General features: G+C 46.7%; 19 protein-coding genes. 17 read left to right on the forward strand and 2 right to left on the reverse strand.

The window, feature by feature from the left end; all coding sequences use genetic code 11:
• The first annotated feature begins 80 nt into the window (after positions 1–80).
• The 15 genes from FBQ74_RS07575 (at position 81) to FBQ74_RS07645 (ending at position 16,367) form a co-directional block, all read left to right on the forward strand.
• Complete coding sequence (locus FBQ74_RS07575; RefSeq protein WP_139756099.1) at positions 81–1,526, forward strand: glyceraldehyde-3-phosphate dehydrogenase; 1,446 nt, start codon at positions 81–83, stop codon at positions 1,524–1,526.
• Between the two features lie 111 nt (positions 1,527–1,637).
• Positions 1,638–2,237 (forward strand): TlpA family protein disulfide reductase, encoded by a 600-nt coding sequence (locus FBQ74_RS07580; RefSeq protein ID WP_139756100.1) that lies wholly within the window; start codon positions 1,638–1,640, stop codon positions 2,235–2,237.
• A 151-nt stretch (positions 2,238–2,388) separates the two neighbouring features.
• Positions 2,389–3,516: a M14 family metallopeptidase gene (locus FBQ74_RS07585; RefSeq protein ID WP_139756101.1), complete on the forward strand. Its 1,128-nt coding sequence runs from the start codon at positions 2,389–2,391 to the stop codon at positions 3,514–3,516.
• A 57-nt stretch (positions 3,517–3,573) separates the two neighbouring features.
• Complete coding sequence (locus FBQ74_RS07590; protein WP_139756102.1) at positions 3,574–5,235, forward strand: alanine/glycine:cation symporter family protein; 1,662 nt, start codon at positions 3,574–3,576, stop codon at positions 5,233–5,235.
• 131 nt (positions 5,236–5,366) lie between these two features.
• Positions 5,367–5,696 carry a zinc ribbon domain-containing protein gene (locus FBQ74_RS07595; protein WP_139756103.1) on the forward strand — a complete coding sequence of 110 codons (330 nt, stop codon included), beginning with the start codon at positions 5,367–5,369 and terminating at the stop codon, positions 5,694–5,696.
• On the forward strand, positions 5,693–5,977 hold the full coding sequence (locus FBQ74_RS07600) for a YeaC family protein (protein WP_139756104.1): 285 nt from the start codon (positions 5,693–5,695) through the stop codon (positions 5,975–5,977). Before FBQ74_RS07595 ends, FBQ74_RS07600 begins: the two co-directional genes overlap by 4 nt.
• Positions 5,967–8,768 carry a DUF349 domain-containing protein gene (locus tag FBQ74_RS07605; protein WP_139756105.1) on the forward strand — a complete coding sequence of 934 codons (2,802 nt, stop codon included), beginning with the start codon at positions 5,967–5,969 and terminating at the stop codon, positions 8,766–8,768. Before FBQ74_RS07600 ends, FBQ74_RS07605 begins: the two co-directional genes overlap by 11 nt.
• Positions 8,765–8,983: a hypothetical protein gene (locus tag FBQ74_RS07610; protein ID WP_139756106.1), complete on the forward strand. Its 219-nt coding sequence runs from the start codon at positions 8,765–8,767 to the stop codon at positions 8,981–8,983. Before FBQ74_RS07605 ends, FBQ74_RS07610 begins: the two co-directional genes overlap by 4 nt.
• A 66-nt stretch (positions 8,984–9,049) precedes the next feature.
• The gene (locus tag FBQ74_RS07615; RefSeq protein WP_139756107.1) at positions 9,050–9,403 is read left to right on the forward strand and encodes a Fis family transcriptional regulator; all 354 of its coding nucleotides are present in this window, start codon (positions 9,050–9,052) and stop codon (positions 9,401–9,403) included.
• 448 nt (positions 9,404–9,851) lie between these two features.
• Positions 9,852–11,096, forward strand: a complete 1,245-nt coding sequence (locus FBQ74_RS07620) for an OprO/OprP family phosphate-selective porin (RefSeq protein WP_139756108.1) — start codon at positions 9,852–9,854, stop codon at positions 11,094–11,096.
• Positions 11,097–11,105: 9 nt separating this feature from the next.
• On the forward strand, positions 11,106–12,053 hold the full coding sequence (locus tag FBQ74_RS07625) for a Bug family tripartite tricarboxylate transporter substrate binding protein (protein WP_168190633.1): 948 nt from the start codon (positions 11,106–11,108) through the stop codon (positions 12,051–12,053).
• A gap of 9 nt (positions 12,054–12,062) precedes the next feature.
• Entirely contained in the window at positions 12,063–12,536 is a 474-nt protein-coding gene (locus tag FBQ74_RS07630; RefSeq protein ID WP_139756109.1) for a tripartite tricarboxylate transporter TctB family protein, read from the forward strand.
• Between the two features lie 2 nt (positions 12,537–12,538).
• Positions 12,539–14,074: a tripartite tricarboxylate transporter permease gene (locus tag FBQ74_RS07635; protein ID WP_139756110.1), complete on the forward strand. Its 1,536-nt coding sequence runs from the start codon at positions 12,539–12,541 to the stop codon at positions 14,072–14,074.
• A 20-nt stretch (positions 14,075–14,094) separates the two neighbouring features.
• Positions 14,095–15,690 (forward strand): sensor histidine kinase, encoded by a 1,596-nt coding sequence (locus FBQ74_RS07640; RefSeq protein ID WP_139756111.1) that lies wholly within the window; start codon positions 14,095–14,097, stop codon positions 15,688–15,690.
• A 2-nt stretch (positions 15,691–15,692) separates the two neighbouring features.
• Positions 15,693–16,367 carry a response regulator gene (locus FBQ74_RS07645; RefSeq protein WP_139756112.1) on the forward strand — a complete coding sequence of 225 codons (675 nt, stop codon included), beginning with the start codon at positions 15,693–15,695 and terminating at the stop codon, positions 16,365–16,367.
• A gap of 212 nt (positions 16,368–16,579) precedes the next feature.
• Here the strand turns inward: FBQ74_RS07645 and FBQ74_RS07650 are convergent, their stop codons facing one another.
• On the reverse strand, positions 16,580–18,040 hold the full coding sequence (locus tag FBQ74_RS07650; protein WP_139756113.1) for a phospholipase D-like domain-containing protein: 1,461 nt from the start codon (positions 18,038–18,040) through the stop codon (positions 16,580–16,582).
• A 516-nt stretch (positions 18,041–18,556) separates the two neighbouring features.
• Positions 18,557–18,895 (reverse strand): hypothetical protein, encoded by a 339-nt coding sequence (locus FBQ74_RS07655; protein WP_139756114.1) that lies wholly within the window; start codon positions 18,893–18,895, stop codon positions 18,557–18,559.
• A gap of 276 nt (positions 18,896–19,171) precedes the next feature.
• Here FBQ74_RS07655 and FBQ74_RS07660 point away from each other — a divergent pair, with 276 nt between their 5' ends.
• Positions 19,172–19,648: a retroviral-like aspartic protease family protein gene (locus FBQ74_RS07660; protein ID WP_168190634.1), complete on the forward strand. Its 477-nt coding sequence runs from the start codon at positions 19,172–19,174 to the stop codon at positions 19,646–19,648.
• A 236-nt stretch (positions 19,649–19,884) separates the two neighbouring features.
• On the forward strand, positions 19,885–24,828 hold the full coding sequence (locus FBQ74_RS07665; RefSeq protein ID WP_168190635.1) for a PAS domain S-box protein: 4,944 nt from the start codon (positions 19,885–19,887) through the stop codon (positions 24,826–24,828).
• The last annotated feature ends 85 nt before the right edge of the window (positions 24,829–24,913 follow it).

Raw genomic sequence — 24,913 nt, forward strand, 5'->3', positions numbered from 1 at the left:
GACTTACTCACCTAGTGTACCCTAAATAACAGCTCGGTATGTTCACTTCCTAAACTATTTTAGTCGATGAAGGCAAAGGCATGAATCAACAGTTCGAACAGGAATTACAAAGTAGCTGGCAGGAACGTCAGGAGTATGCAGAAAAAATGTTACCGATTATCGGTAGCCTGTACCGCAAATTCGCCGTAGAGATTTCTGTATATGGTCGTCCACTGCTAAATGCCAGTGCTATTGATGTGATTAAAGCGCATCGGATGGTGCGTTTGCATGAAGGTATTAAGCTGCGTCTCAGAGAAAGCTGGCCTATTCTGGAAGCACTCAATGAAATGACGCTGGCACCTGCGCAAATTGATATTGGCAAACTTGCCTTTGACTTCCATTATGGTTCGGCTGTTGATGAAACTGACCTGAACGCGTATTTGCGTCAGCAGTTACAAAGTGTTGTTGATAAAGAGGACGATCAGAAGCCTCGCGATGTTGTGCTGTATGGATTCGGTCGTATTGGTCGACTGATGGCACGGTTGTTAATTGAACGTCAGGGCATGAACAACAAACTGCGTTTGCGCGCTATTGTTGTACGTGGTGGTCGTGAAGGTGATCTGGAAAAACGCGCCAGTCTGTTGCGCCGTGATTCAGTACACGGCCCGTTTAATGGCAGTATTACGGTGGATGAAGAACGTCAGGCAATTAAAGCCAACGGCGCATTTATTCAGGTCATCTACGCTAACAGCCCGGACGAAGTAGACTATACCCAGTACGGAATTGATGATGCAATCGTCGTTGATAATACGGGTATCTGGCGTGATCGCGATGGTTTGGGTCTTCACCTGAAAGCGAAAGGTACGGAAAAAGTCATTCTGACTGCGCCGGGCAAAGGCGATATCAAGAACATCGTGCATGGGGTTAACAGCGACAATATCACTGCCGATGACACCATTCTCTCCGCTGCCAGCTGTACAACAAACGCAATCACGCCGGTATTGAAGGCGCTGGATGAAGAATATGGGATCTCAGGTGGTCACGTAGAGACGGTCCACTCTTATACGAACGACCAAAACCTGATTGACAATTATCATAAAGCAGAGCGTCGCGGTCGTAGTGCGCCACTTAATATGGTTATCACCGAAACCGGCGCTGCGAAGGCTGTAGCTAAAGCTTATCCTAAGCTAGAGGGTAAACTGACCGGAAATGCTATTCGGGTACCAACGCCGAACGTTTCATTAGCGATTCTGAACCTGAACCTGGACAAGCAGACCGACAAATTACAGTTGAATGAGTTCTTGCGCGATACCGCGTTATTCTCACCGCTGCAGCATCAGATTGATTTCACTGCCAGCAAAGAGATTGTATCCAGTGACCTGGTAGGCTCTCGTGCCGCGTCGGTAGTGGATTCACAGGCGACTATCGTTGCGGATAATCGCGTGACACTTTATGTGTGGTACGACAACGAGTTTGGTTACAGTTGTCAGGTAATGCGAGTGGTGCGTGATATGGCCAATCTTGCATTCCCAACATTGCCAGCGTAATCGCACATTGAATAAAAAAGCCGACATTGTGGATTCAATGTCGGTTTTTTTGTACCTTGATGGAAATAATACGTAGTAACAACGTGTTAAAAAATTCCAAGGGAATAAATAATGAACAGAAATAACTCCCTGCCATGGTACAGACGATCGCTGGTGCGCTGGATCCGCGATATAGCGATTATTATTGCGGTTATCTATGGTATCAGTCAGTGGCAAATGCGCGGAATGCTATCTACAGATGGTGATGTAGCACCGTCTGTGACCTTTGTAAAAACCCTGAATGGCGAGCCTTATACCATCACCGCCCGAGCCGGAAAACGTACACTTATTTACTTTTTTGCCCCCTGGTGTGAGATTTGTAAAATGAGCATCAGCAATACCGATGTCGTGGATAAATCCCGCTATCAGGTATTCAGAATTGCTCTGGACTATGACAGTGTTGCCGATGTTAAACGTTTTATCAGCGAGGCTGATGTCAAAGGACCTGTCTATTTAGGCAATGCGCAATTAAAATCCAATTTTCAGGTTCAGGGATACCCATCCTACTATCTGCTGGATGAACAATTTAAAGTTGTCGATCGAGCGCTGGGTTATTCTTCGGCTGCCGGCTTGCGTGTTCGTACCTGGTTATCATCACCGGGACCGGATGTGCCGGGCGCAAAAAAATCTAAACCCGCTAAAAACGGCGCTCAGAGCGAGGCGGGCGAGTAAACTGATGATTCGTTATACAGGTGTCACTTTCAGTGAACACTTTTGCCTTCAATCCAGCTGTTGTCAGTCAAGTAATACGGTTTAAACATGGTATTAACCAAACACTGTATGCTAAATTACCGCGCAAACTCATCTGAGGAACATCGACGATATGCATATTTCCAGTCAGTTTGACAGCGGTAACATTCGCGTTATTAACGCAGACTCTCCAGAAAATATTACGCTGGCAATAAATAACGATAATCAATCTGATTTTTATCAATGGTTTCACTTCAGACTTTTCAGTGAGACCTTTGTAGCACATAAAATAACAATCACTGAACTTGCCAAATCAGCATATCCGGATGGCTGGAAGGATTATAACGTCCTTGCTTCTTACGACCGTCAGACGTGGTTTCGTGTCGATAGTGAATTTGACGGCGATAACCTGTCTTTTGAGGTAACCCTTGAGCAACCTTCCATTTATTTTGCTTACTTCGTACCTTACAGCTATGAGCGCCACCTTGATTTAGTGGGTGATGCGCAAATGTTTTTAGATTGTGAGCATCGTTTGTTAGGTCAGACACTGGATGGTCGCGATCTTTCGATGCTGGTTATTGGAGATGAGGCCGAACACAAAAAGAAAGTGTGGATCACTGCTCGTCAGCACCCAGGCGAATCGATGGCTCAGTGGTGTGCAGAAGGGCTGATTTATCGTTTGCTGGATGAAGAGGACGGTTTGTCCAGACAGCTTCTTGAGCAAGCGACTTTCTATATCATTCCTAATATGAATCCGGATGGTTCAGCACGTGGCCATTTGCGTACCAATGCTGTAGGGACAAATCTGAATCGCGAATGGGCAGAACCCACTGAGGATAAAAGCCCGGAAGTGCTATATACCCTTCAGGCAATGGATACCATAGGCGTAGACATGTATCTGGATCTACACGGCGATGAAGCGCTCCCGTATAACTTTGTCGCTGGCAGTGAAGGCATCCCATCATATGATGATCGTTTAAAAATGCTCGAGGATAATTTCAAGCAGGCGCTTTTGACTGTGACCCCTGAGTTTCAGGATGAACATGGTTATCCCAAAGATAAGCCCGGAGAAGCGAACCTGACAGTAGCGTCAAATGCCGTTGGCGAGCGTTTCCACTGCCTGGCCTATACATTCGAAATGCCATTTAAAGATAATGATAACTTACCTGATCCTGTATTTGGTTGGTCAGCACAGCGGTGCCAGCAACTTGGTGAGGATATTCTGGTGGCCATCAGAGCAGTTGTACCAGATTTGCGATAGCGCAAAATAATAAAAAAACACAGAACAATAAAATAACAATACATAGGGGAACCTGTTTTGGAAGGGTTGTATAATTTTTTAACGTCGTTAGACGGTGTGCTGGGAGGCTCACCATGGTTTCCGTTCGTCTTACTTGGCGTCGGTTTGTTTTTTACTATTTACCTGAAATTTCCTCAGGTCCGGTATTTCAAACATGCCTGGAAAGTCGTTTTCGGTAAATTCGATAAAGGCAATGAGCCGGGCGATACAACGCACTTTCGTGCATTGACCACAGCGCTTTCCGGTACCGTTGGTACGGGTAATATCAGTGGTGTAGCTTTCGCACTTTATCTGGGTGGTCCTGCCGCACTTTTCTGGATGTGGGCAACAGCATTTTTTGGTATGACAACAAAATTTGTTGAGGTCACCCTGTCACACAAATATCGGGTACAAACGGAAGACGGCACAATGGCTGGTGGCCCCATGTATTACATGGACAGACGCCTGAATATGAAATGGCTCGCGATCGCGTTTGCGGTAGCAACGGTTATTTCATCGTTTGGTACCGGTAACCTGCCACAAAGTAACGGTATTGCACAAAGTATCGAAGCAACGTTTGGCTTTGAGCCCGCCATTGTTGGCAGTGTGCTGGGTATTTTGCTGGCCTTGGTTATCCTTGGTGGCATTCAGCGCATCGCTGCATTTACTGCGCGTGTCGTTCCGCTGATGGCCGTTATTTATCTGATAGGTGCACTGGCGGTTATTTTTGCCAACCTGGAAAATATCGGGCCTTCATTCGTCGCTATTGTCAGTGATGCGTTTAGTGGTTCAGCCGCAGCGGGTGGCTTTTTGGGAGCTTCGTTAGCGTATGCCTTTAACAAAGGCGTGAATCGTGGATTGTTCTCCAACGAAGCCGGTCAGGGTTCAGCGCCCATAGCGCACGCTGCAGCTAAGACCAAAGAGCCTGCGTCAGAAGGCATGGTGTCACTGCTTGAGCCTTTCATTGATACCATCATGATCTGTACGATAACCGGGTTGGTCATACTGTCTTCCGGTGTCTGGAAAGAAAAGCACGAGAATAACTTCGACCGTTCGGACATGTATTTTGTGCAGGGAACGTATGATGATCAGTCAGCTGAAGATGTTGGCAAGCTCTATAACTTCCTTAACGAAATTAAAGACCACGATATCCAGGCTTATAGCGGAGATATCCGGATCGTAAATGGCACCGCAGTTTCTGATGGCTTTACACTGATTAATGCCCGTTCAGTTGCTGAAGACGTGAAGTACTCTGTTAGCGGTGAGGACCCATTTACCGGGACCCTTAAAATTGTTGATGGCAAGCCGGTCAAGGATAATCTGGAAGTCTCCGGAAAGTCTCTTGTGCATTCAGCTGCACTGACAACTATTGCATTTACCCGGGGATACTTTGGTCACTGGGGGCAGTACATTGTTTCTATTGGCTTGATGTTGTTCGCGTTCTCGACTGCAATAGCGTGGTCCTATTATGGTGACAGAGCGATGACCTACCTGGCTGGCCCTCGTTCGGTAATGCCTTATCGGGTTATCTATGTTGCAGGTTTCATTTGGGCAGCATTCTCAGATACAACGCTGGTATGGGCACTTTCAGCTGTCGCAATTGTAATTATGACTCTGCCTAACCTGTTTGGTATATTAATGCTAAGTAAGGAAATGAAGCAGACGGTGAATGATTACTGGACAAAATTTCACAGTAAATAACTAGCCTGCTAAAATGCGTGTCTGCGTAAATAGGGATATCGATTCCGGTTTGCGCTGACACGTTTTTTTTATCTGGTGTTTATACATCAGTGCACGCCTGCTTTCCCATTATTTGTAACCGTGGAGTATTCATGGCACTAATCGATTGCCCATCCTGTAGTAAAAAAATCTCGGATAAAGCTGACAGTTGTCCACATTGTGGATTTGGTCTGGCTGATGCATCGTCCGAAGATATTTTGCGTAAGCAACAGCTGAAGAAGTTTCAAAAGCTCCAAAGTATTCAAAATCAGTCAATGTTTGCAATGCTGTTGTTTGTCGCCGGTTTTGGCTTTATGTACTGGGGCGGCTCAGCGAAGGGCGATTTGCAATACAATCTCGCCGTACTTTCGGTGGTTGTTGGTTTTATCTGGTACATCGTTAACCGGGTTCGTATTTTAATTATCAAACGTTTTTCATCATGAATATAGAAGCACTTCTGGATGCAATGACACCTGAGGTTTATGACCGTTTGCGCCAGGCCGTCGAGACGGGAAAATGGCCCGATGGTACACCTCTGACAGCCGAGCAGTGCGAGAGCACCATGCAGGCTGTCATGCTGTATCAGTCAAAGGTCGCTCACTCAAATGAGCATATGACGGTTAATGAACAGGGTGAGATTGTTCATAAAAGTAAACGGGACTTTCAACAGTCCCTGAAAGCGTCCAATCAGGAAATAGCGCGGTTTAAACAAGATGATCTTTAAACGTTTATTTAAGCCTGCCCATCAAAGTGCAGATGCCAGTATACGCAAAGCTGCTGTTGACAAGTTATCGCCCCAAAAGCCTCAGGAAAAGTCAGCGCTGCATGAGCTCGCTTTTAATGATTCGGACCCGGGCGTGACGCTGGCTGCACTGCACAGATTGGACAAATTTGCATTGTGGCAAAAGACAGCGCAGTTATCCCGCTTTGATGTGGTAAAGCGCACAGCGCGTCAAGAGGTTGAAAAAGCCGTACTGGCAGAGCAGGGCAGGGAGCTCGATAATCAGCAACGTATTGATTATCTGAAGGAGTCGGCAGACAGCGACCTGGTACGCCGCGCGTTAATGAAACCGGTCGAAGGGCTTGACGATAGCACTACGTTGCAGCTGTTAAGTAAAGTCGGTCAGGATGATTTTACCCTTCAATATTACCAGAACCAGGCTTCTGAAAAAATTCGTGAAGCGTTGATTCAGAATGCTTCTGACGCGCAACTAGATAAATTTCTGCGTAAGGAATCCAGCGATACGCTGATTCGCATTATTGACGAGCACAAGCAGGCGCGTGATGAACAGAAGCGTAAACCAGAAGCGGTTCAGCAGGCTTTGACATTACTATTGTCAAAACTGAAGGCGTTACTGAATAAAGCAGATTATGCAGAAATTAAGCGTCGTCAGTTGTTGCTTGTTGATGAGTACCATCAGCTAAGTAATGAGTTCACCTGGCTGGATAACGAGGCGCAAGCGCGCGCCGCAGATAAATTCAAAACGCTGCACGCAAGAGTCGATGCGCACCTGGAAATGTTACGCCCGGCGTGGGAAGAAGCACAGCAGTCTGAACAGAGACAAGCATTACTTGCTGATGCGCATAGTGCAGCTAATACTGCTTTTCAGGCAGTAAACGCGTTATATGGCGAAGATCGTACTGCTGTTGCAATGGCATCCGTTGAGCATGCTAATACTTGCCTGGAGGCGCTCGAGCACGCAATCAGTCAATTGCCAGATAAGCGCTTATTGTCAGCTGATTCGCGTGAACAAGCCAGGCTGACTCATACCCTTGAGCGGTTGGGACACCTTGTCGCCATTTTTCCTACACAGCAGCACCTTGCTAAACAATTTGAGACATTTCTTGAGACTGCGGACGAACAGCAGGCTGTGACGCAGGAAGCGCTCGATGCGCTTGAACAAGAATACGATGCTTATGTGCAAAAAATCGAACAGATGCCTGAAGCCTGGTTATCGCAATGGCGGGATATTCGAAAACGTCACAGGAAAGCGCTCAAATCTGCAAAAGAAGCGAGCGATGAAAAAACAAAATCGGTCAGACGATTGCTAAGTATAGTAGGTAGCCTGATTAGCGAGGGCCGTTACAAAGCGGCGCTTTCACGCTATTCAAATTTAAAAGCGGAGTTTGATTCACTCAGTAATGCAGATCAGAGTCGCTTACAGCGACGGTTTGAAGATGTTCGATCGCAAGTCGAGCGCCTTGAAGGATGGCAATCCTATCTGGCGGCACCACGCAAACCAGAATTATTGACCCAGGCAGAAATGCTGGCAAGTCAGCGCCCCGACAGTATCAAAGCCCGGGCAAAGCAGATAAAGGTGTTGCGAGAGCAATGGCAAAGCCTGACGAAGCCTGGTGATAACAGCGAAGAATCTGTTCAATTTGACGCGGCCCTGGAAAAGGCGTTCGCCCCCTGCAGAGAGCACTATGCGAAGCAGGAGGAAATCCGTGAACAGGCCAAACAGGAGCGGCTGAAACTCATTGAAGCGGTCAATCAGCTTTCAGCTTCTCAGGAAGACATCACAGCGATTGCGAAACGCTATGAACAGCTTAAACAGGAATGGCGTAATGCCGGTCAGGTTGAAAAGGCAACTTATGAAGCACTTAAAAAGCAGTGGGGTGAAGCCTCTTCTTCTGTAAACCAGCGCGTTACTCAATGGCATCTTGAAAACCGTGAACAGAAGCAAAGCTTAATCGATGCGGTAAATGCGTTGCAGGAGATAGAGGATCGTCAGGCCGCTGCGACTCAGGCTCAACATCTGCAAAAAGAATGGAAGCAGGTTGGTCATGCTGGTCCGAAGCACGAAAACAAGCTGTGGCGTGCATTTAAGCAGGCGAATGATACATTATTCGATGCTTTAAAATCTCAGCAGGCAGATATAAAAGAAAAACAGAAAGTTGAAGCACAGCAGTGGATTAACATGATTGACGCTTTACTGGCGGAACTTTCTGAGACCGATGCTTCTGCAGCGCAGGGTCAGCTTGATAAAATTAAAGCTGATGCCGGAGCATTAAGCAAAGCGGTTCCAAAGTTGGATAAGAAGCTGAAATTTGCAGAAACTATGCTGCGTGATGCCCGCAACCATAAGCGTAAGGATGCCAGAAAGGCAGAGTATCGTGCGCTGTTAAGTGGCTTAAGCGCCTGGACTGATGCAGACAGTCCTGCTACAGACCAGATTCCTGATGAAGTCTGGCGCGCCATGAATAAACAGCACCAGTCGGTAATGCTTAAGCCTCTTGTCGTTAACGCAGACCGCGGCTGGTTTACCACGCAGTTAGAGCTACTCGCTGATTGTCCAAGTCCTGAAGCTTTCTTAGCTCAGCGGCAGGATATTCAACTGGCAATGATGATGGATAAACTGGAAAGCGGTGAGTCGTACTCATTAAATGATACTTTACTCAGGTGGATTTCCTGCGGACCGGTTACGCAAGATGACTCTGCTGCGTATACACGACTTCGCGAAGTGATTGAGCAGCGCCTGATTAATCACGATAAAAAGAGCATTGAACAATGAAAGTTCAGATTGAATATGAGTTTCAGACTGAGCAGCACGCTTATCGTTTTTTAAATACGGCTATGCATATGGAGGCCGAAGCCCTCAAGGTAAAACTCGGGCGGTCGGACCATCATGTATCGGTTGCTTATCAATATGCTGATCATGCCTTTGATTCAACCGCAGCCGATTTAGACGACCTGGCCAGAGAGCTTGGTGGCGAAGAGGTTCGTTAATAGTCGTACAGGTACCGGGTCAAATTTTCGCGGTACCTGGCTCGGTTAAAACACAATGCAAAAGTAATGAATAAAACATTTCAAAAAAGGGAAAAGGCCTTAGTCGCCGCGCTAACCCGTGCCTGTGAAACTGCGAAGTCCTGGGATAGCGGGTTTCTATGGTTAACTCACACTGTCCGACATAACGACTTTCCCGACAGTCTTGTAATCACTTGTGTTTTTAGCTTGGACGCTGAACTTGTAGCGGTGAAAGAGCAGGGTATAGACAAAAAATTGTGTGTGCTTATACAGAAACAAATGAATGATTCAGGTCTGGTAGTTAAAAATGTTCAGCGCCACATGCGCATGGATAGCGAAGAAAGTTGTCTGCGAGAAGATGCCGGCAACTGGGAAAAACGGCTTAATAAGCAGTGCTTTTAGTTAAAAGCGGTCATGATGTAGCTGCTTACGTTTTCACCCCGCTTTTTTGTCTTACCATGATCCGTGTGCATGTGAATCTGCATATCATACTGACGGAATAATTAGTTCAATGCTGGCTGGTCGCATTTCTCAAGCTACATATCATTAGCCAGATAAATCAAATCTTTTTTAAAAATACAGCTCGCCGTATATCTGAGGCATCGTTTTCAAATTTCCTCTCCAAAGACTCGCTCACTCAAATGTTGTCCTTCCATATCACGCTTTCAACTTTCAATAAGATGTAATTAAAAATCATGAGTCTTCATGATGAAAATATTGTTCATAAAGCTCATGGACAATAAGAGCAAAACGTCATTAATGAATTAAATAATAATTATTTCAATTACATATCTTTAACTGGTGATTAACATTACGCTTGCGGCCGTCTTAAGTGAATGTGCCAATAATAATGAATAAATTATCTTTTGCCCTGTTCTGCCTGGCAGTGGCGTCACAATCAAATGCGAAGAGTAATCAAGACTTCGACAACGACACAGCAAACAAATACGAAGAAAGGCTAAGCGGGCTTGAACAGCAGTTTGAAAGTAGCTCCCGTCAGGTATCCCTTGGAGGTCGTCTTCAGATAGATTTCAATGGCTTTAACGGCGCGTATAACGCTGATAATGGCGGAGACTTTGGCGCAGAACTTTTTCCCCGCCGCGCCCGTCTTTCAGTGGATGGGGAGCGCACCGACCTTGAGTATAAAATGATTCTCGAGTTTGCTGAAGACACCATAGAAATTTTACTACTAAGGTTTGAATACGTCGGCTTTGATGATGGCCCTGTCATTAAGTTTGGGAAAATCAGAGAAGATATTTCACTCGATGCGCTAACAAGCTCTAAGCACATGGCACTTATAGAGAGGGCTAGTGTCGCAAATACAATGTCTCCCTATTTCCGTTGGGGAGTGTCAGCAAATCAATACTTTCCAACCACAGGCCTGCGTTACGCATTTGGTATCTATAAAAATGACGCATTTGGTGCAAATGGGAAGGACACAGATGGTGCATTAGCGCTAGCTGCTTCGGGTCGATTAACCTGGAATCTTGCACTTGACCATGAACAACTCTTTCACGCTGGAGGATGGAGTTCATACCGTGAATTCGGTGACGAACAACTCAACGGTGCTTTCGCCCGTGCAGAAATTCGTGAGCCGAATGTTCGACTCGTGGACTACAGTGCCGGCGGTCAATTAGTTCGCCTTGATTATCTTTCTCAGCATGGGTTTGAAGCAGCTTGGCAAAATGGACCGCTGCTTATACAGGGTGAGTACGCAGAGCGACGAATATCGACCAGCGATACAAGCTCCGAATTGAATCGGGCCACCTACGCTGGCTATTACATTCAAGCAAGTTACATGCTGACCGGTGAGCACAAATTCTATTCTACATCCAGTGCACGTTTCAATCAGCCTAAAGGTGTAGCGAACGCATGGGAGATTGCGGTAAGAGCTTCATCTATGGATGCGACGAGCGATTTGCAAGGCACCAGGGCGCAAAGTTACACCTTGGGCGTGTCTTACTACATCGATGAAGACACCAAAATAATGGTAAATGGCATTCGCAGTAGTGTTTCAGGTCCGGGCACGCTTGCACTGGTGAACACCAATACTGAAGGAAACGCGATTACGGCGCGTTTTCATTATGATTTTTAGGAGACATGTGTGCAATTAAGACTATTAAGTTTTTTATTATTTTTGGGAGTTAGCATCGGCGCAGTAGCGAAGGACCACTTTCTTATACCCGGTGGGCCAGGTGGGGGATGGGATACTACTGCCCGGGGTATCGGTGAGGCGCTGATGAAATCAGGTATATCTGATAACGCATCTTTTCAAAATATGTCCGGAGGTGGCGGCGGGCGGGCGATTGCTTACCTGATTGAACTAGGCAACCGGCAGGGTGACATGTTGATGGTTAACTCTACTCCTATTGTTATCCGAGCGCTGACCGGCCAAGTCCCATATAGCTACCACGACCTGAAGCCAGTCGCCAGTATCATTGCTGATTATGGTGCTTTCGTTGTTCGCGACGACTCGCCTTTTAAAACGTGGGATGACGCCATTGATGAGTTGCGTGATGATATTCGCGCGATAACCATCGCCGGAGGTTCAGCCAGAGGAAGCATGGACCATCTGGTTGCTGCGCTAGCCGTAAATGCTGCCGATCTAAATGGCGCACGGATACGCTATATCCCATACGATGCGGGCGGTCAGGCTAAAGCAGGTTTGCTTTCCGGGGAAATACAGATGCTATCCACCGGGCTTAGTGAGGCGCTGGAAATTGCCCAAAGTGGCCAGGCCCGAATCCTTGCTGTAACGGCACCTGAACCAATACCTGCGTATCCTGAATTACCAACACTAAAGTCTATGGGCTATGAGACAAGTTTCGCAAACTGGCGTGGATTGTTTGCTTCGCCTGACACGCCTGATTCGAAGGTTGAAGAGTACGTGAGGCGTTATCGCAAACTGATGCAAACCGAAGCATGGGCAAAAGTCAGAGATCGCAATGGGTGGATGGATTTGTTTAGACCTACCGATAAGTTTCAGGCAGACCTTCGAGAGCAAGAAGCACAACTTGAAGTTCTGATGACCAAATTAGGTTTTATTCGTTAGGAGTTAATCATGCTTATCAGACAAGTATTGGGCCCGGGATTATTTCTGACCTTTTTCACTATCTACGGCATTTACGCCTGGCAAATTCCGTTATTGCCATTTGAAAAATATGAAGTGGTTGACTCATCAACGCTACCAAAACTATATGCAGGATTAGGTTTGCTCTTCAGCTTTTTAGGGGTGGTTACACAAATTATAAAATACAGCGAAGGTACCGGTTCGCAAAAACCTCTTGGTCTTAAATTCGTCAATATAAAGCAAATAGGACTGGTAGTTTTACTAATGGTGATCTACAGCTTCCTACTAGAACCACTAGGTTTCATTGTCGCTACACTGCTATTCCTTTTAACAGGTTTTTGGGTCATGGGTGAACGCCGGAGTAGGGTGCTCCTGCTCTCCTCAGTCCCGGTAGTCGTCGTATTCTGGCTACTCATGACCCAACTTCTCGATATCTATCTTGCCACTGGCACTTTCTGGAGTTAACTATGTTTGATGCAATAATGGTCGGCGTAGACGCGGCCTTTCAATGGCAAAATGTGATGTATGTTGTGGTCGGCTGTCTTGTTGGCACCTTTATTGGCATGTTGCCCGGTCTGGGACCAATTACAGCTATCGCCCTGATGATTCCAATTACTTACAGTATTGGACCAAGTTCAGGGATGATCCTGATGGCAGGGGTCTACTACGGTGCTATTTTTGGTGGTTCCACCAGTTCAATTCTCATCAATGCACCGGGTATCGCCGGTACCGTAGCGTCTTCTTTTGATGGCTATCCGCTGGCTCAGAAAGGAATGGCAGGTAAGGCGCTGGCAATCGCTGCGTGGTCGTCGTTTACCGGTGGAACCATCGGTGCAATCATGCTTATGATAGCAGCGCCCACGCTTGCTGAAGTGTCGCTTAGTTTCCATTCCGGCGATTACGTTATGCTTATGCTTTTAGGGCTGACAGCTATAGCTGCATTTTCAAGTAACGGTGAGTTCCTCAAAGCCATGATGATGACCGTTTTCGGTTTGGCACTGTCAACCGTTGGAATTGACCCATCATCAGGCACCGAGCGGTTTACCTTTGGACAACCGGATTTATTGGACGGCCTGAGCTTTTTACTGATTGCGATGGCGACTTTCGCGCTTTCTGAAGCGCTGATGAATGTTATCAATCCGGATAAGGACAAAGATGATGGGATGGGAGGTAAGGCTCTGGGTAGCTTTAAACTTAGTCGTGACGAAATCAGAGAAATCTATCCTTCGGTAGGACGGTCTTCCTTTATTGGCTTTCTGATAGGCGTGCTACCCGGTGCAGGGGCTACTATTGCCAGTTTTATGGCATATGCGGCAGAAAGAAATCTTGCCCCGGCAAAATACAAAAAATCATTTGGACGAGGTGCTAAACGTGGTCTGGCGGCGCCCGAAGCAGCTAACAATGCTGCCTGTACCGGCTCATTCGTGCCGCTACTAACATTGGGAATTCCTGGATCGGGAACTACAGCCATAATGCTGGGAGCGCTAATAGCGTATGGTCTGCAGCCAGGGCCATTGCTGATGCAGGATAATCCGGATGTGTTCTGGTCGGTTATCGTTTCAATGTACTTCGGTAATGTCGTTCTGTTAATTTTAAATTTGCCTCTTATTCCCTATCTGGCGAAAATTCTTGTCATGCCCAAATCTTTACTGACAATATTTATATTATTTTTCAGTTTGATAGGTGTTTATCTGGTTTCTTTCAATACCTTTGATCTGTTTATGATGATTGGCTTTGCCAGTGTTGCGTTATTACTTCGACTGCTTGCTTTTCCGATGGCCCCACTGTTATTGGGCTTTATACTCGTATTGGGCTTTATACTCGGTGATATGATCGAAAGGAACTTTCGTCGTGCTATGCTAATTTCAGACGGATCGTTAAACTTTATTTGGGAGCGCCCGCTAACCTTATCGATTCTGGCTATCGCTATTGTGGTGTTATTGGTACCTCTTCTGGGATTTATTAAGAATAGACGCAACCGTAGTACTGCTACTCCAGATTAAGCTTATACAGAGAACGCGTATTGAAACTCACTGGAAAATTAGAATCCTGGCTAGTTGCCAGTATAGCACTGCTAAGTCTGCTGGAACTGGCAGTTTTGTTTATTGCCAGCCAGTATACGCTGGCTTCTGTTATAGAAGATAAGACCGGGCAGCAGGCACTTGCCATAGCGCGGTCTTTAGCAAGCCGGCCCGATATAACTGAGGCGGTTGAGAATGAGTACTTTCCCCCTGAGCTGAAAAAGGAACTATCGTTATTACAGCACGGTTACGGTGCCAGTTTTGTGGTAGTGGGGAACAATGATAAGAAGCGCCTTTTTCACCCGATAGCTGAGAAAGTGGGAATGCAAATGCAGGGAGGAGACAGTGATGCGGCGCTGTCAGGGCGCTATTATGTTTCACGCGCTGAAGGTTCAATGGGCCCCTCTATTAGAGGAAAGGCCCCTGTGCTGAACGAAAAAGATGAAGTCATAGGCCTGGTCTCAGTAGGTTATCTGGACGAATCAGTCAGCCTGGCCATAGACAAACGATCTATCTTGATATTGGCAATTGCAATAGGCATTTTAATACTTGCGGTGTTAGCTGCCTTGTGGATTGGAAGGCGAGTCCGAAGCAAGCTGTTTGGGCTTCAACCTGATGAAATAGGGCGCCTTTATGCTGAGCAAAAAGCTATTTTCAACACAGTTCGTACCGGGATTATTGCACTTAAAACTGACGGTACCGTGCAAAGAATGAATCAGCGGGCCAGAAATTTATTATGCCCTGCTGATGCGCCGCCCCCGAAAAATCTTACAGATCTTTTCAGTCAACATACGCCTTTTCTGCTGAGCAGCCCGCATGAGCATATTACTGGGTTCGAATTGTTCGCCAATAACCAGTCACTAGTACTTTCTCGGTTACCATTGCAGGTAGAAAAGCAAACCGCGGGCCTGCTTATCTCACTACGGCCAGCTGATGAGGTGGAACAGCTTTCGCGACAATTAGCGCGTGTAGAGGCATTTGCTGAATTGTTGAGAGTTCAGACACACGATTATTCGAATAAACTTAATACACTCGCAGCAATGTTACAGATGGGTAATACCTCTAAGGCACTTGAGCTAATAAGCAACGAAAGCCAGGGTGTGCAAACACAGGTTCAGCAGCTTCTTGAGCGGGTTCACACGCCAACCTTGGCTGCGCTATTATTTGGTAAGTATCATAAAGCCAGAGAATGTAATATTTCTTTTAGGATCAGCCCGGACACACACCTTGATGGCTATGAGGACAGACATTTTCTGGAATGTTTGGTATCGATTTTCGGCAATCTTATTGATAATGCCATCGAAGCGGTTCAACGTGCGAAGAACACTCGGGAACCGCTTGTTTTTGTCAGTCTTGAGGAACTTGGCAATAATATAGTTTTTGATGTAGAGGACAGTGGAGAAGGTATTGAAGCTGTAAACAACGAACACATTTTTGCACCTACTTTCAGTTCTAAAAAAGATGCCCGACACGGCGTAGGAATGTATTCGGTCAAAACTTATCTTGAAGCGTGTGGCGGAAGTATTGAGATAGGCGAGTCTGAACTGGGCGGGGCACGGTTTTCCGTCTATATTCCTAAACCAGAAATTAAGAGTTAGTTATGTCGTATTCCTGTGTGATTGTTGAAGATCAGCCTGAAGTGGCTCAATTCCTTGCCCAGCAACTTATCGGATCAGCACGCTATTCGATCATGGGTATGGCGAATGATGTTAAAACGGCGCGGACTCTGCTTGAGGCCGTAACTCCGGATCTGCTGCTGATGGACGTCTACCTGCCCGACGGGAATGGCCTTGAGCTATTAAAACTACTTCGTGACAATACCTATCAAAGCGAGACGTTCCTGTTGACAGCTGCAAAAGAGGTCCAGGTACTTGAACAGGCTATGAAGCTGGGAGTTACAGACTTTCTGGTAAAACCTATCTTACTGCCTCGCCTTCATCAGGCGCTCAGAAATTTTGAAAACCGGCAGCAGCAGCTTTCTGGTGCTTCTGAACTGACGCAGTCGGTGGTTGATCAGTTTTTCAGTGTACAGCATGTTCAGACTTCAACCAGATTACCTAAGGGTGTAGATAGTTTGACACTGCAAAAGATACGAAAAGTGTTTACTGTTCGCCAGGATGAAGCTCTGAGCGCGCAGCAGGTTGGCGATAGAATAGGCGTTAGCCGTTCTACCGCGCGCCGCTACCTTGAATACATGTTGGAAACCGATGATCTTATGGCAGAACAAATATATGGCACGGTTGGTCGGCCGGAAAGGTGTTACCGTCTTAAATAATGATGGCGAATAAGCGTAAGAGAATATGAGGTAAAAGTGTTTGTCAGCTATCAGACCCAACTTTTACACGCCTGGCCCGGACTTTGGTATTCATGTTCTACCAATTGCCAACTAGTTAAAAGAAGGCATTCGGATATGCTTTAATACCTGGTTGAAAAAAGTGAGATAGCTCTTAGCTATGAAGATGCTACCTCACTGATGTTATTTTGATATTACAGCGCTTCCCAGGCAGGCATGTAATCATAAAGATCGGTCATAGCCGCATTCCCGACATAGGGGACAGCTTCCAACTGATCCATATCCGCTATCGGTCTTGCGCTGATAATATTTTCAGCAGTACGTTTATTCATTGCTGCATCGATATCCAGTTGCTGCATGGTAGCATTATTAACAATATCCAGCACACTGGCTACCTCCTCACCAGAGAAGGTTACACCCTCCCATGTGCCACCCTGGAAGGTGGTTTCTGTACAGTTTTGCTCACTGCCTGAGAGACAAAATGCGAGGTCAAAGTGACCTTTAAACTTTGCTGCAGTCTGCGCATCGTGAATAATCAAAATGGTTTCATCGTTAGTAAACGAGCCTGCACCGGAAGCATTATGCGAACCGGTAAGTACTTTGTCATCAACACGTATATATTTGTGGTGCCATTTATCACCTCCCTGTAAGTGGGAAGCAACGCGCATATCTGCAGGAATCTCCCACGGATTGTTTGTTGCGCCGGTGAAGCTATCTACTTCCTCTGTACCATCATCCTTGAGAACAGTATTGCCCAGCATATCCTGGAACTCGCTATAGTACCGGTAGAAAAAGCTACTATCACCAATCCCTCTGACTACAGCACCACTGTTGTTGGGCACTTCAGCAGCGTCCGCAATATCCTGTGCAGAGATGACAAACTGCGCAATATCAATTTCTGAGAGTCCCGCACTCACAAAGCCAACTGTTGTATCTATGCCAGAGCCCTGATAATTACTTGCTGACTGGGGAGTAAATTGCACGTCAATGCGAATGTTATCGTTTGTGGTATAAACTGTAGTTAACGCATGGTCAGGTTTACTTAAACCGAACAGCGAATCACTCAGACCGCCTGGTCCATCGCCCCACATTAAATCCATTTGTGTTGTCACTTCGCGTGCCAGTTCTATGCTATCTATAACCAGAATATGATTGTCATTACCGTCTGAAATCAAATTTCCTTCAGCATCCAGGTCGCCATGAATGCCTGACTGGGTGAAGTTGGTACTGCCGGCAAGTACGTATCGTCCATCTACAACAATCAGCTTATTATGTTGCAATCCTGAGCCAGCAGAATTGTCGGCAGTGTCGTCGATAAAAGGTACATTCCCGTTAGAAAGAATACTGTAAGCTTCCTGATTTTCTGCACCGGTATTATCGTTATCGGTAATAACTCTGACAGACACGCCACGATCCTTAGCATCAACAATAGCAGTTGCAACGCCTGGCAGGTCCATATCATAGACAGCAATATCCAGGGTCTGCTGTGACTGATTGATTAAAGCTACAATCTTCGATTCCAGGTTTGCCTGAATGGCTGGTGGATTTACCTGGGCGTTGAAATAAACCTGAATATCATCCGCGTGAACCGCTGGGGCGAATAACAGGCCAAAAGTACAGGTGAAGAGTGTTTTTTTTAAAGGTATATTGCGCATGTAAAGCCTTTCTTGTTTTTAAAATTGCCGCAAACGCAGCCAGCAACGCTGGCGTGGTCCGCGTATACCGCGTAATTCGCGTCGTCGGAATATGCAAGATACATACACTAAATCTTATTTATTACATCTTTAAGTCAACTTGTTACACAGATGTATATCTTTGGCTACGTAGACGCTCGTTATCTATAGATAAGGCTTACAGGTCAAATGTTTGCCTTCCTTCAATATCACACGCAATCGCGGTCAAAGACGCCATTTCTGTGCACTTTAAAGCGATGAATGGTGACAGTCAGGCTGGTCGTCCATGGCTATTGGCTAGAATCGTTTCTTTGAGTGCGGGTGATTACAACCTGTGAAATGGAGAACACGGTTTAGGAATACGTTCGTGTGAGGTGTCTGGAGCATAGGCGTGTCAGTAAGACAGAGGTATAACTGTTAAGGGCGGAATTTGCATTCTGACAATAAAATGTCGCACAGGCTGATATGCCTGTGCGACTAAATTAAATGTGTGATTACTTAACGCTGGAAAGGTGGTCGGCCGGTACGAACCTTTTGCTGAACTTCCTCCAGTTTTGCAACATCATAGACAGCAAGGGTTTCTACCTGACGTCGATATGGCGGCTTGCCACGCATATCGACGGTACGAACTTCAACATACTCGGTAGGTTGCCCATCCTGAGATATCTCTTCCAGTTTGGCAACATCCTTCACAGAAACCTCTACGATATTTCTTTTAAAAGGCGGTTTGCCGGAGAAGTCTGCAACCTGAATTTTTACTGTTTCATCAGCCTGTGCTGTTGACCAGCAGCTAATTAGAGCAATCGGTAATAATGCAATTTTAGTCAGTTTTTTCATCGCTTTAGCCTCGTATTGTTGATAACTCAATTATAAGGGGCATTAGTATCTGATTGAATAATCTCTGGTGATTTGTAAAAGCTATCAGCATTTATCGAACCTGGCTACTGATAGTCAGCGCTACATGCCCCAATACAGTGCCAGTGAACTAATGCTGCGCTAAAAATGTGCAATAGTGTTAGTCTCAATTTTCAAAAACTCCATCTATTCAAACAGATAAATAGTGGTGCTTTTCTTGCCATCTTATTGACACGTGCTTCTACTCACTTACTGAACATGTTTATACGTCCGCTTATAAAGTTGGTTTGCTTCTTTCTGATATCGCTATTCATTTCTGCGTTTACAGTAAATGCTGAACCGCAGGGGATAGCACTATCCAGACAGGGCACGGGGACATTGTATGTTGAGGCGACGATTAATAATGCGTTAAGCACGTCATTTTTGGTAGATACGGGGTCAGGGCTGGTCACGCTGAATAAGAAGACCTTTTCTGCACTGACCCGAAACGCAAAGGTAACCTCGATGGGCTACATCGCAGCACGCATGGCTAATGGTCAGATCCAGAAACTACAGCGGTTCAGCGTAAGCTCGATCAATATCGGGGGGAATTGCGACCTTGGGGCCGTTGAAGTGGCTGTCATTCCTTCTGGCGCGAATATCCTGGGTATCAACGCATTACTAAAGGCTGGGCCCTTTACCATCAGTGCTAATGAGTTAACGCTTACCGGCTGCAAATCAAAAAGCTCAACGTAATAAACTGGCAACGTAAAACGAGGCATCGTCGAGCTTGCTGTCTAGCTCCTTCATCTTTGTTTTCTGTATAGCCCTTCGACATCACTGAATATACAGAAAGTAACGCACGCTTTACAAAAAGCGCTGTTCACCGACAAACGTATGAAAGTTCAGACGTTCTTAAAAATTTGATCAAAAACTTAGCGTCGAAGTGCATGTACACTCAGGTATGTCACTGGAGCGACCTGGTTTTATTTATGTCTGTAAATGTCCGGCTATCGATGCCTGCTGTTTTATTCGGTTTATTATATGTACTGGCCCCTTCGCGTGTCTGGGCGATGGCCGCGCAGGTACAAGCCATGCCCGCTACATTGTTTGCCATCGGCTTCTGGTCTCTGGTAAGCATCGCTGTACTTTTTATCATCTTATTTGTTGCCAAGGTCTTTGCGAATAAGCGCTTATTGCGCGCGCAGCAGAGCGGCCAGGCAGAAATTGACAAGCTGGTATCACGTCAGGACAACCTGCCTACCGGTATCATCTATCTTGATGACGCTCACGAAATTTTGACACTGAACAGAACTGCGGCAGCGGTATTAGGACAAAAGCCGGATTTGTTAATGGGTCAGCCGGTGACCGATGTATTGCCTGAGAGTGTCCGGGACGCATTGAGTAAAGCGTTGCAAGCCGACTGGGAACAAATACTGGTGTGTAAGCTTCCTGCCCGTGACCGTTATTTTCGTATTCGTGTGATTCCCAATATGCCGGATACGACACGGTGCAATGGTCAACTGGTAATCGAAGACGTCGACCAGTATGAGCATAAACTCAGTAATGCTGAAGTGATGGAGGCACACCAGTACGCATTGTGGAATCAGAAGGCGCTGGGGATAATTCAGTTACGCCCCGCCACGGGCGATGTCAGTATTAACGAGAGCATGGCTGCATGGCTGGGTCAGTCCGCACAAGATGTTCAAAGTATTGAATCGTTATTTTCCGATAAAAGTAAAAATGCGGTTGTACAGTTGTTATCCCGGGCTGCAGAAGGTCATAGCGATAGCATTGAGGTCGATTTGGTCTGTGCCGACAGACCGGTTCCCGTTACACTCTACGCCAGTGCGGTAGCGTATACGTTGGAGGACGAACCGCTTATTCACCTCACTTGCATCAATCGTCAGGCTGAACGTGATTTTGCCAGTCAGGCTGCGACACATAAACGCCACTTCCAGTCCCTTTGTGCAATGCTGCCTCACAGCACTTATCTGCTTAATAACACACTAACTATTGAACATTACAATCGTGAGTTCGCCAAAACATTTGATCTCGAATCAGGTGTGGTCAAGGGCCAGAAGATTACTGAGCTGGCTGGATTGAGTGAAAAAATTAAAAAGCTTCACAGTACGCTGCAGGGCACAATGCTCAAACAGGAGGTGATTACTCTTGAAAACGAGCAAGGTCAGACCCGGACACTTAAGTTACTTCTACAGCCGATAAGTGAAAATAATCAGAGAACGGCAGTACTGGTGGTAGTCCAGGATTTGACCGATAACATTGCACTTGAAGATGAACGTAATCATGCCCGACAACGTCTATTGAGCTTTATGGATCAGGCTCCGATGGGTGTGGTGATGTTCGATGAAAACGATATTATCAAAGAGAGCAACCATACAACATCCAGACAGCTCGGTTTATCTGGTGATGAACTTCGCGGCAAGTCTTTTTATAACCTGTTCACTAATGCTGATGACGCCCGCAGAGCGGCTAAAAAGCTACAGCGACACGACAGATTTGCAGAGCTGCCTGCTCGTTTAAACGGTGCGCTCAAGCCGCTGTCAGCGACGTTACATGCGAGTAAAATCAGTGAAATTCCACAGGAATTTGTTTGTTGGATAGGCGGCAGAGAAGAGCAGGAGTTCCTGAATACCCGCTTTGAAAAACTGGTTAAATACGCCAGTGTACCGGTGGGGATCCTCTCTGAGGATGGCTTCTCACATTTGAATTCTGCTGCCTGTGTCTTCTTCGGGTTGGATGATGAAGACGAACTGCTGGGTAAAAGCCCGGATTTCCGCCCGCTGAATGTCAGCGATGCAGATAGTCAGATGATGGCAGATAAACTCGAACTGGCAAAGACGCAGGGGCAGGTACTAACGTTTAACTGGCAGCATGCACACAGTAACGAGGAACTGCCGTGCGAGGTCACACTTATTCCTATTCACCGTGATGGTGCATTGCAGTCGGTTATCTGCATATGGGTTGACCTTCGCGCCATTGAGCAGTCAAACGCAGCTCGGATGGAGGCCGTGCGTTTAAGGGAGGCTGCACAACGTGAAGTGGAAGAAAAGCAGCAAATGCTGGCAACCAGCGAAGACAAATTGCAGCGACAGTCTGCAACGTTGGCAGAAACTGAGCAGTCTCTGGCATCCACAGAGAAGCGACTCAATCAGGCCGAAGAAGATTTATCTGAAAAACTCGAAACTATTTCAGACCTTCAACAGGCGCATAAAGATATCAGTGAGCATCTGGCCAGTTTGCAGGATGACTATGCCAGCAACCGCGCTTTACTGGCTGAGAGCCAGCAAATTAACACAGAGCTGGAAGAGCAGTTAAGCCGTTCAAGCGCAAAAGTCGGCAGTCTTGAGCAACAGCGTAGCCAGATAGCGGATGCCCTTCAGTACAGCGAGAAAAAGTATCGCCAGGCACAGACGCAGCTTGATGAAAGCAGGAAAGAAACCGGACGCCTGAAGGACGAGCAGCAAGCGCAACAGCATGAAGTGCAGCAGTATGTTGAACAAATTGATACGCTTAAAGCATCAATAGAGGAAAAAGACCACGAACTAACAGCAGTAAGCAGCAAGATTCAGACATTGCAGTCACAGTTAGTCAGCTCGGGTCAGACATCAGAAAAGCTGCGTGAGCAGTTACTGAATCAGCGCAAGGCCAGCGAAGAGGCAGAGAAACAGCGTCGCCAAATAGAGCTGGCATGTCAGGCAGCAGAAGCTGAATTAGCGGCGAAAGCCAGAAATATTGACCATCTGCAGCACGAAATGGAAATGCTGGAAAAAATGTCTCAGCAGGAAAAAGGGGACATGGAGGCCTATGCAAGACAGTTGCAACAAGAGTTGGAGCAAAAGCAATCTCAGCTGAGTCAGACTGAATCGGCGCTGGTGGATATTCGCGCTCAGGCAGAGGCAGATCGTGAAGAAAAAGCGAAGCAGCAGGATACGCTGACGCGTTTGCAACTTGAAATGCAGGAAGCAGAGGCGCAGGCTAAAGCCCGTCAGGAGGAAATGGCTGAACTGAACCAGGCGCGCGAAAAGGAGCAGGCACGTCTGCAGGAAGCATTGGATGCGAAACACGCCTTATTAACCGATACCGCTCAGAATCTTGAAGAGGCAAAAAGACAAAATGAAGCCGCCGCACAGGAAAAAGCGCGTCAGCAGGCGATTGTCAGCAAACTTCAGGAAGAAATGCAGCAAACCCGGGCAGAAGCAGAAAGTAATCAGCAGAAACTGGCTGAATTGAATGCCGAGCGCATGGAAGAGCATGCGCGACTTCAGGAAGATCTGAAAGCGAAGCAATTACAGCTACAGGAAGCAAAGGCCACATTGCAGGATAATCAGCAGCGCACTGAATCCGATAAAGAAGAGCGGGTTAAACAACAGGCAGTGTTTGAGAAACTGAAGGCAGAGCTGTCATCGATGGAGTCACGCTCGGCAGAGCAACAGGCAGCTATAGAGCAGACCGAAAAAGACCGCCAGAATGAACAGGAGGCAATGGAAAAAGCGCTGGCTGCCCGTCAGGCGCAGTTAGATGAAACCAAAGCAGAATTGCAGACTCGCCAGCAACAAATGGATGAAGAGAAACGCGCTAGGGAAGCACAGCAATCGCTGTTAGATCAGCTGCAGCAGGAAATGTCAGAGATGCAGGCCCGGGCGCAGCAACAAAAAGACGAGATGGCGTCCAGTGAAAAGGCCCGTGAGGAGGAACAGCAGCGTCTGACTCAGGAATTACAAGATAAACAGGAACAGCTGAGCGCAGCGCAGAGCGAACTGGAAGCCAGACAGCAGCAAATGGAAGAGGAAAAGCTCGCCCGCGAAGAGCAACAGGCTATGCTGGAACAGCTTAAATCTGAGCTTGAAGATGTTGCTCAACGCGCTTCAAAGCAGCAGGAAATGATGAGTGGCAGCGATGAGCAGTGGCGTAAGCATCATGAAGAAATTGAAGCCCAGAAGAAGCAACTGCAGCAGGCACTGAATCAGGCTGAGAACCAAAATAACGCCATGCAGACACAGTTGGAGCAAAGTCGCGAGGCATTGACCCAGGCAAACTCGAAAGTCTCGAAAACGCAGAGCGAAGAACAAAAGCTTCAGGCTGAACTTGACGAGGCCAGAGATAAAGCGGAGGCGTTAAATGAAAAGCTACGTCAGCAGGAAGCGCAGGAAGCAGAGCTGAAAACGCAGGTACAAAAACAACAATCTGCCCTGGGTGAACGTGAGCAGAGCATTAGCGAGCTAAAATCCAGTCAACAGGCGCTTACTGAAAAACTGGCTGCCGTAGAAAAGGAATACGCACAAACAAAGGCATCGCTAAAACAGCAGGATTCCAGTCAGAACGAGTTGAGTGATTCATTGCGACAGCTGGAAGAAGAATTGAATCAAAGCAAGGCCCAGCTTACCGGTAAGGAAGAGGCACTCGAGAAAGCCCAGGCAAGATTAAAAGAGAGCGAGAGTAAGCTGGCAGAGCAGGAAAAAGCACTCATTGATGCGCAAAAAGCCGAGCTACAGTCTGCACAGGATAACAGCCATGAGGATGCACCTGCGGCGCGGGAAATACCGGAGTTCGCAAACGATCCGGTTCCTGATGATCCTCACGTATGGTTCGACCTGCTGCCATATTTGCAACAAAACGAACAGGTAGGCTCGTTAGCGCAGTCACTGACCTCGCTAATGGATACAATGAGTGAGGCAGTTAAGGATATTGACGATGCAGTGGCAGAAGACCGCCACGGTAAGATCCTTCTGACCAGCAGAAACCTGGTGAAGCTACTGCGTACCATTCATTCCGAGCCACTAAACGACATGGCTGAAAGATTTGAAACAGATCTTGAGTACAACAATGTCGATAATATTTCGATATTCTGGCCAATCGCCCGACAAAACCTAATGAAAACCCAACGGGTTATCTATTCACATCTTTATCAGTAATTATCCATCCCTTGGTGTGCATGCCTGACGCGGTATGCACACCAACCTCAAAGCAAACCTCTGCTTGAACCTGCCTGTATAGTTT

It is taken from the genome of Salinimonas iocasae, from assembly GCF_006228385.1.
Classification (GTDB): domain Bacteria; phylum Pseudomonadota; class Gammaproteobacteria; order Enterobacterales; family Alteromonadaceae; genus Alteromonas; species Alteromonas iocasae.

What these genes read in the sequence shown, in the direction of transcription:
- FBQ74_RS07575 (WP_139756099.1), top strand. Translation starts at nt 81, where the DNA reads ATGAATCAACAGTTCGAACAGGAATTACAAAGTAGCTGGCAGGAACGT.
- FBQ74_RS07580 (WP_139756100.1), top strand. Translation starts at nt 1,638, where the DNA reads ATGAACAGAAATAACTCCCTGCCATGGTACAGACGATCGCTGGTGCGC.
- FBQ74_RS07585 (WP_139756101.1), top strand. Translation starts at nt 2,389, where the DNA reads ATGCATATTTCCAGTCAGTTTGACAGCGGTAACATTCGCGTTATTAAC.
- FBQ74_RS07595 (WP_139756103.1), top strand. Translation starts at nt 5,367, where the DNA reads ATGGCACTAATCGATTGCCCATCCTGTAGTAAAAAAATCTCGGATAAA.
- FBQ74_RS07600 (WP_139756104.1), top strand. Translation starts at nt 5,693, where the DNA reads ATGAATATAGAAGCACTTCTGGATGCAATGACACCTGAGGTTTATGAC.
- FBQ74_RS07605 (WP_139756105.1), top strand. Translation starts at nt 5,967, where the DNA reads ATGATCTTTAAACGTTTATTTAAGCCTGCCCATCAAAGTGCAGATGCC.
- FBQ74_RS07610 (WP_139756106.1), top strand. Translation starts at nt 8,765, where the DNA reads ATGAAAGTTCAGATTGAATATGAGTTTCAGACTGAGCAGCACGCTTAT.
- FBQ74_RS07615 (WP_139756107.1), top strand. Translation starts at nt 9,050, where the DNA reads ATGAATAAAACATTTCAAAAAAGGGAAAAGGCCTTAGTCGCCGCGCTA.
- FBQ74_RS07620 (WP_139756108.1), top strand. Translation starts at nt 9,852, where the DNA reads ATGAATAAATTATCTTTTGCCCTGTTCTGCCTGGCAGTGGCGTCACAA.
- FBQ74_RS07630 (WP_139756109.1), top strand. Translation starts at nt 12,063, where the DNA reads ATGCTTATCAGACAAGTATTGGGCCCGGGATTATTTCTGACCTTTTTC.
- FBQ74_RS07635 (WP_139756110.1), top strand. Translation starts at nt 12,539, where the DNA reads ATGTTTGATGCAATAATGGTCGGCGTAGACGCGGCCTTTCAATGGCAA.
- FBQ74_RS07645 (WP_139756112.1), top strand. Translation starts at nt 15,693, where the DNA reads ATGTCGTATTCCTGTGTGATTGTTGAAGATCAGCCTGAAGTGGCTCAA.
- FBQ74_RS07650 (WP_139756113.1), bottom strand. Translation starts at nt 18,040, where the DNA reads ATGCGCAATATACCTTTAAAAAAAACACTCTTCACCTGTACTTTTGGC.
- FBQ74_RS07655 (WP_139756114.1), bottom strand. Translation starts at nt 18,895, where the DNA reads ATGAAAAAACTGACTAAAATTGCATTATTACCGATTGCTCTAATTAGC.
- FBQ74_RS07660 (WP_168190634.1), top strand. Translation starts at nt 19,172, where the DNA reads ATGTTTATACGTCCGCTTATAAAGTTGGTTTGCTTCTTTCTGATATCG.
- FBQ74_RS07665 (WP_168190635.1), top strand. Translation starts at nt 19,885, where the DNA reads ATGTCTGTAAATGTCCGGCTATCGATGCCTGCTGTTTTATTCGGTTTA.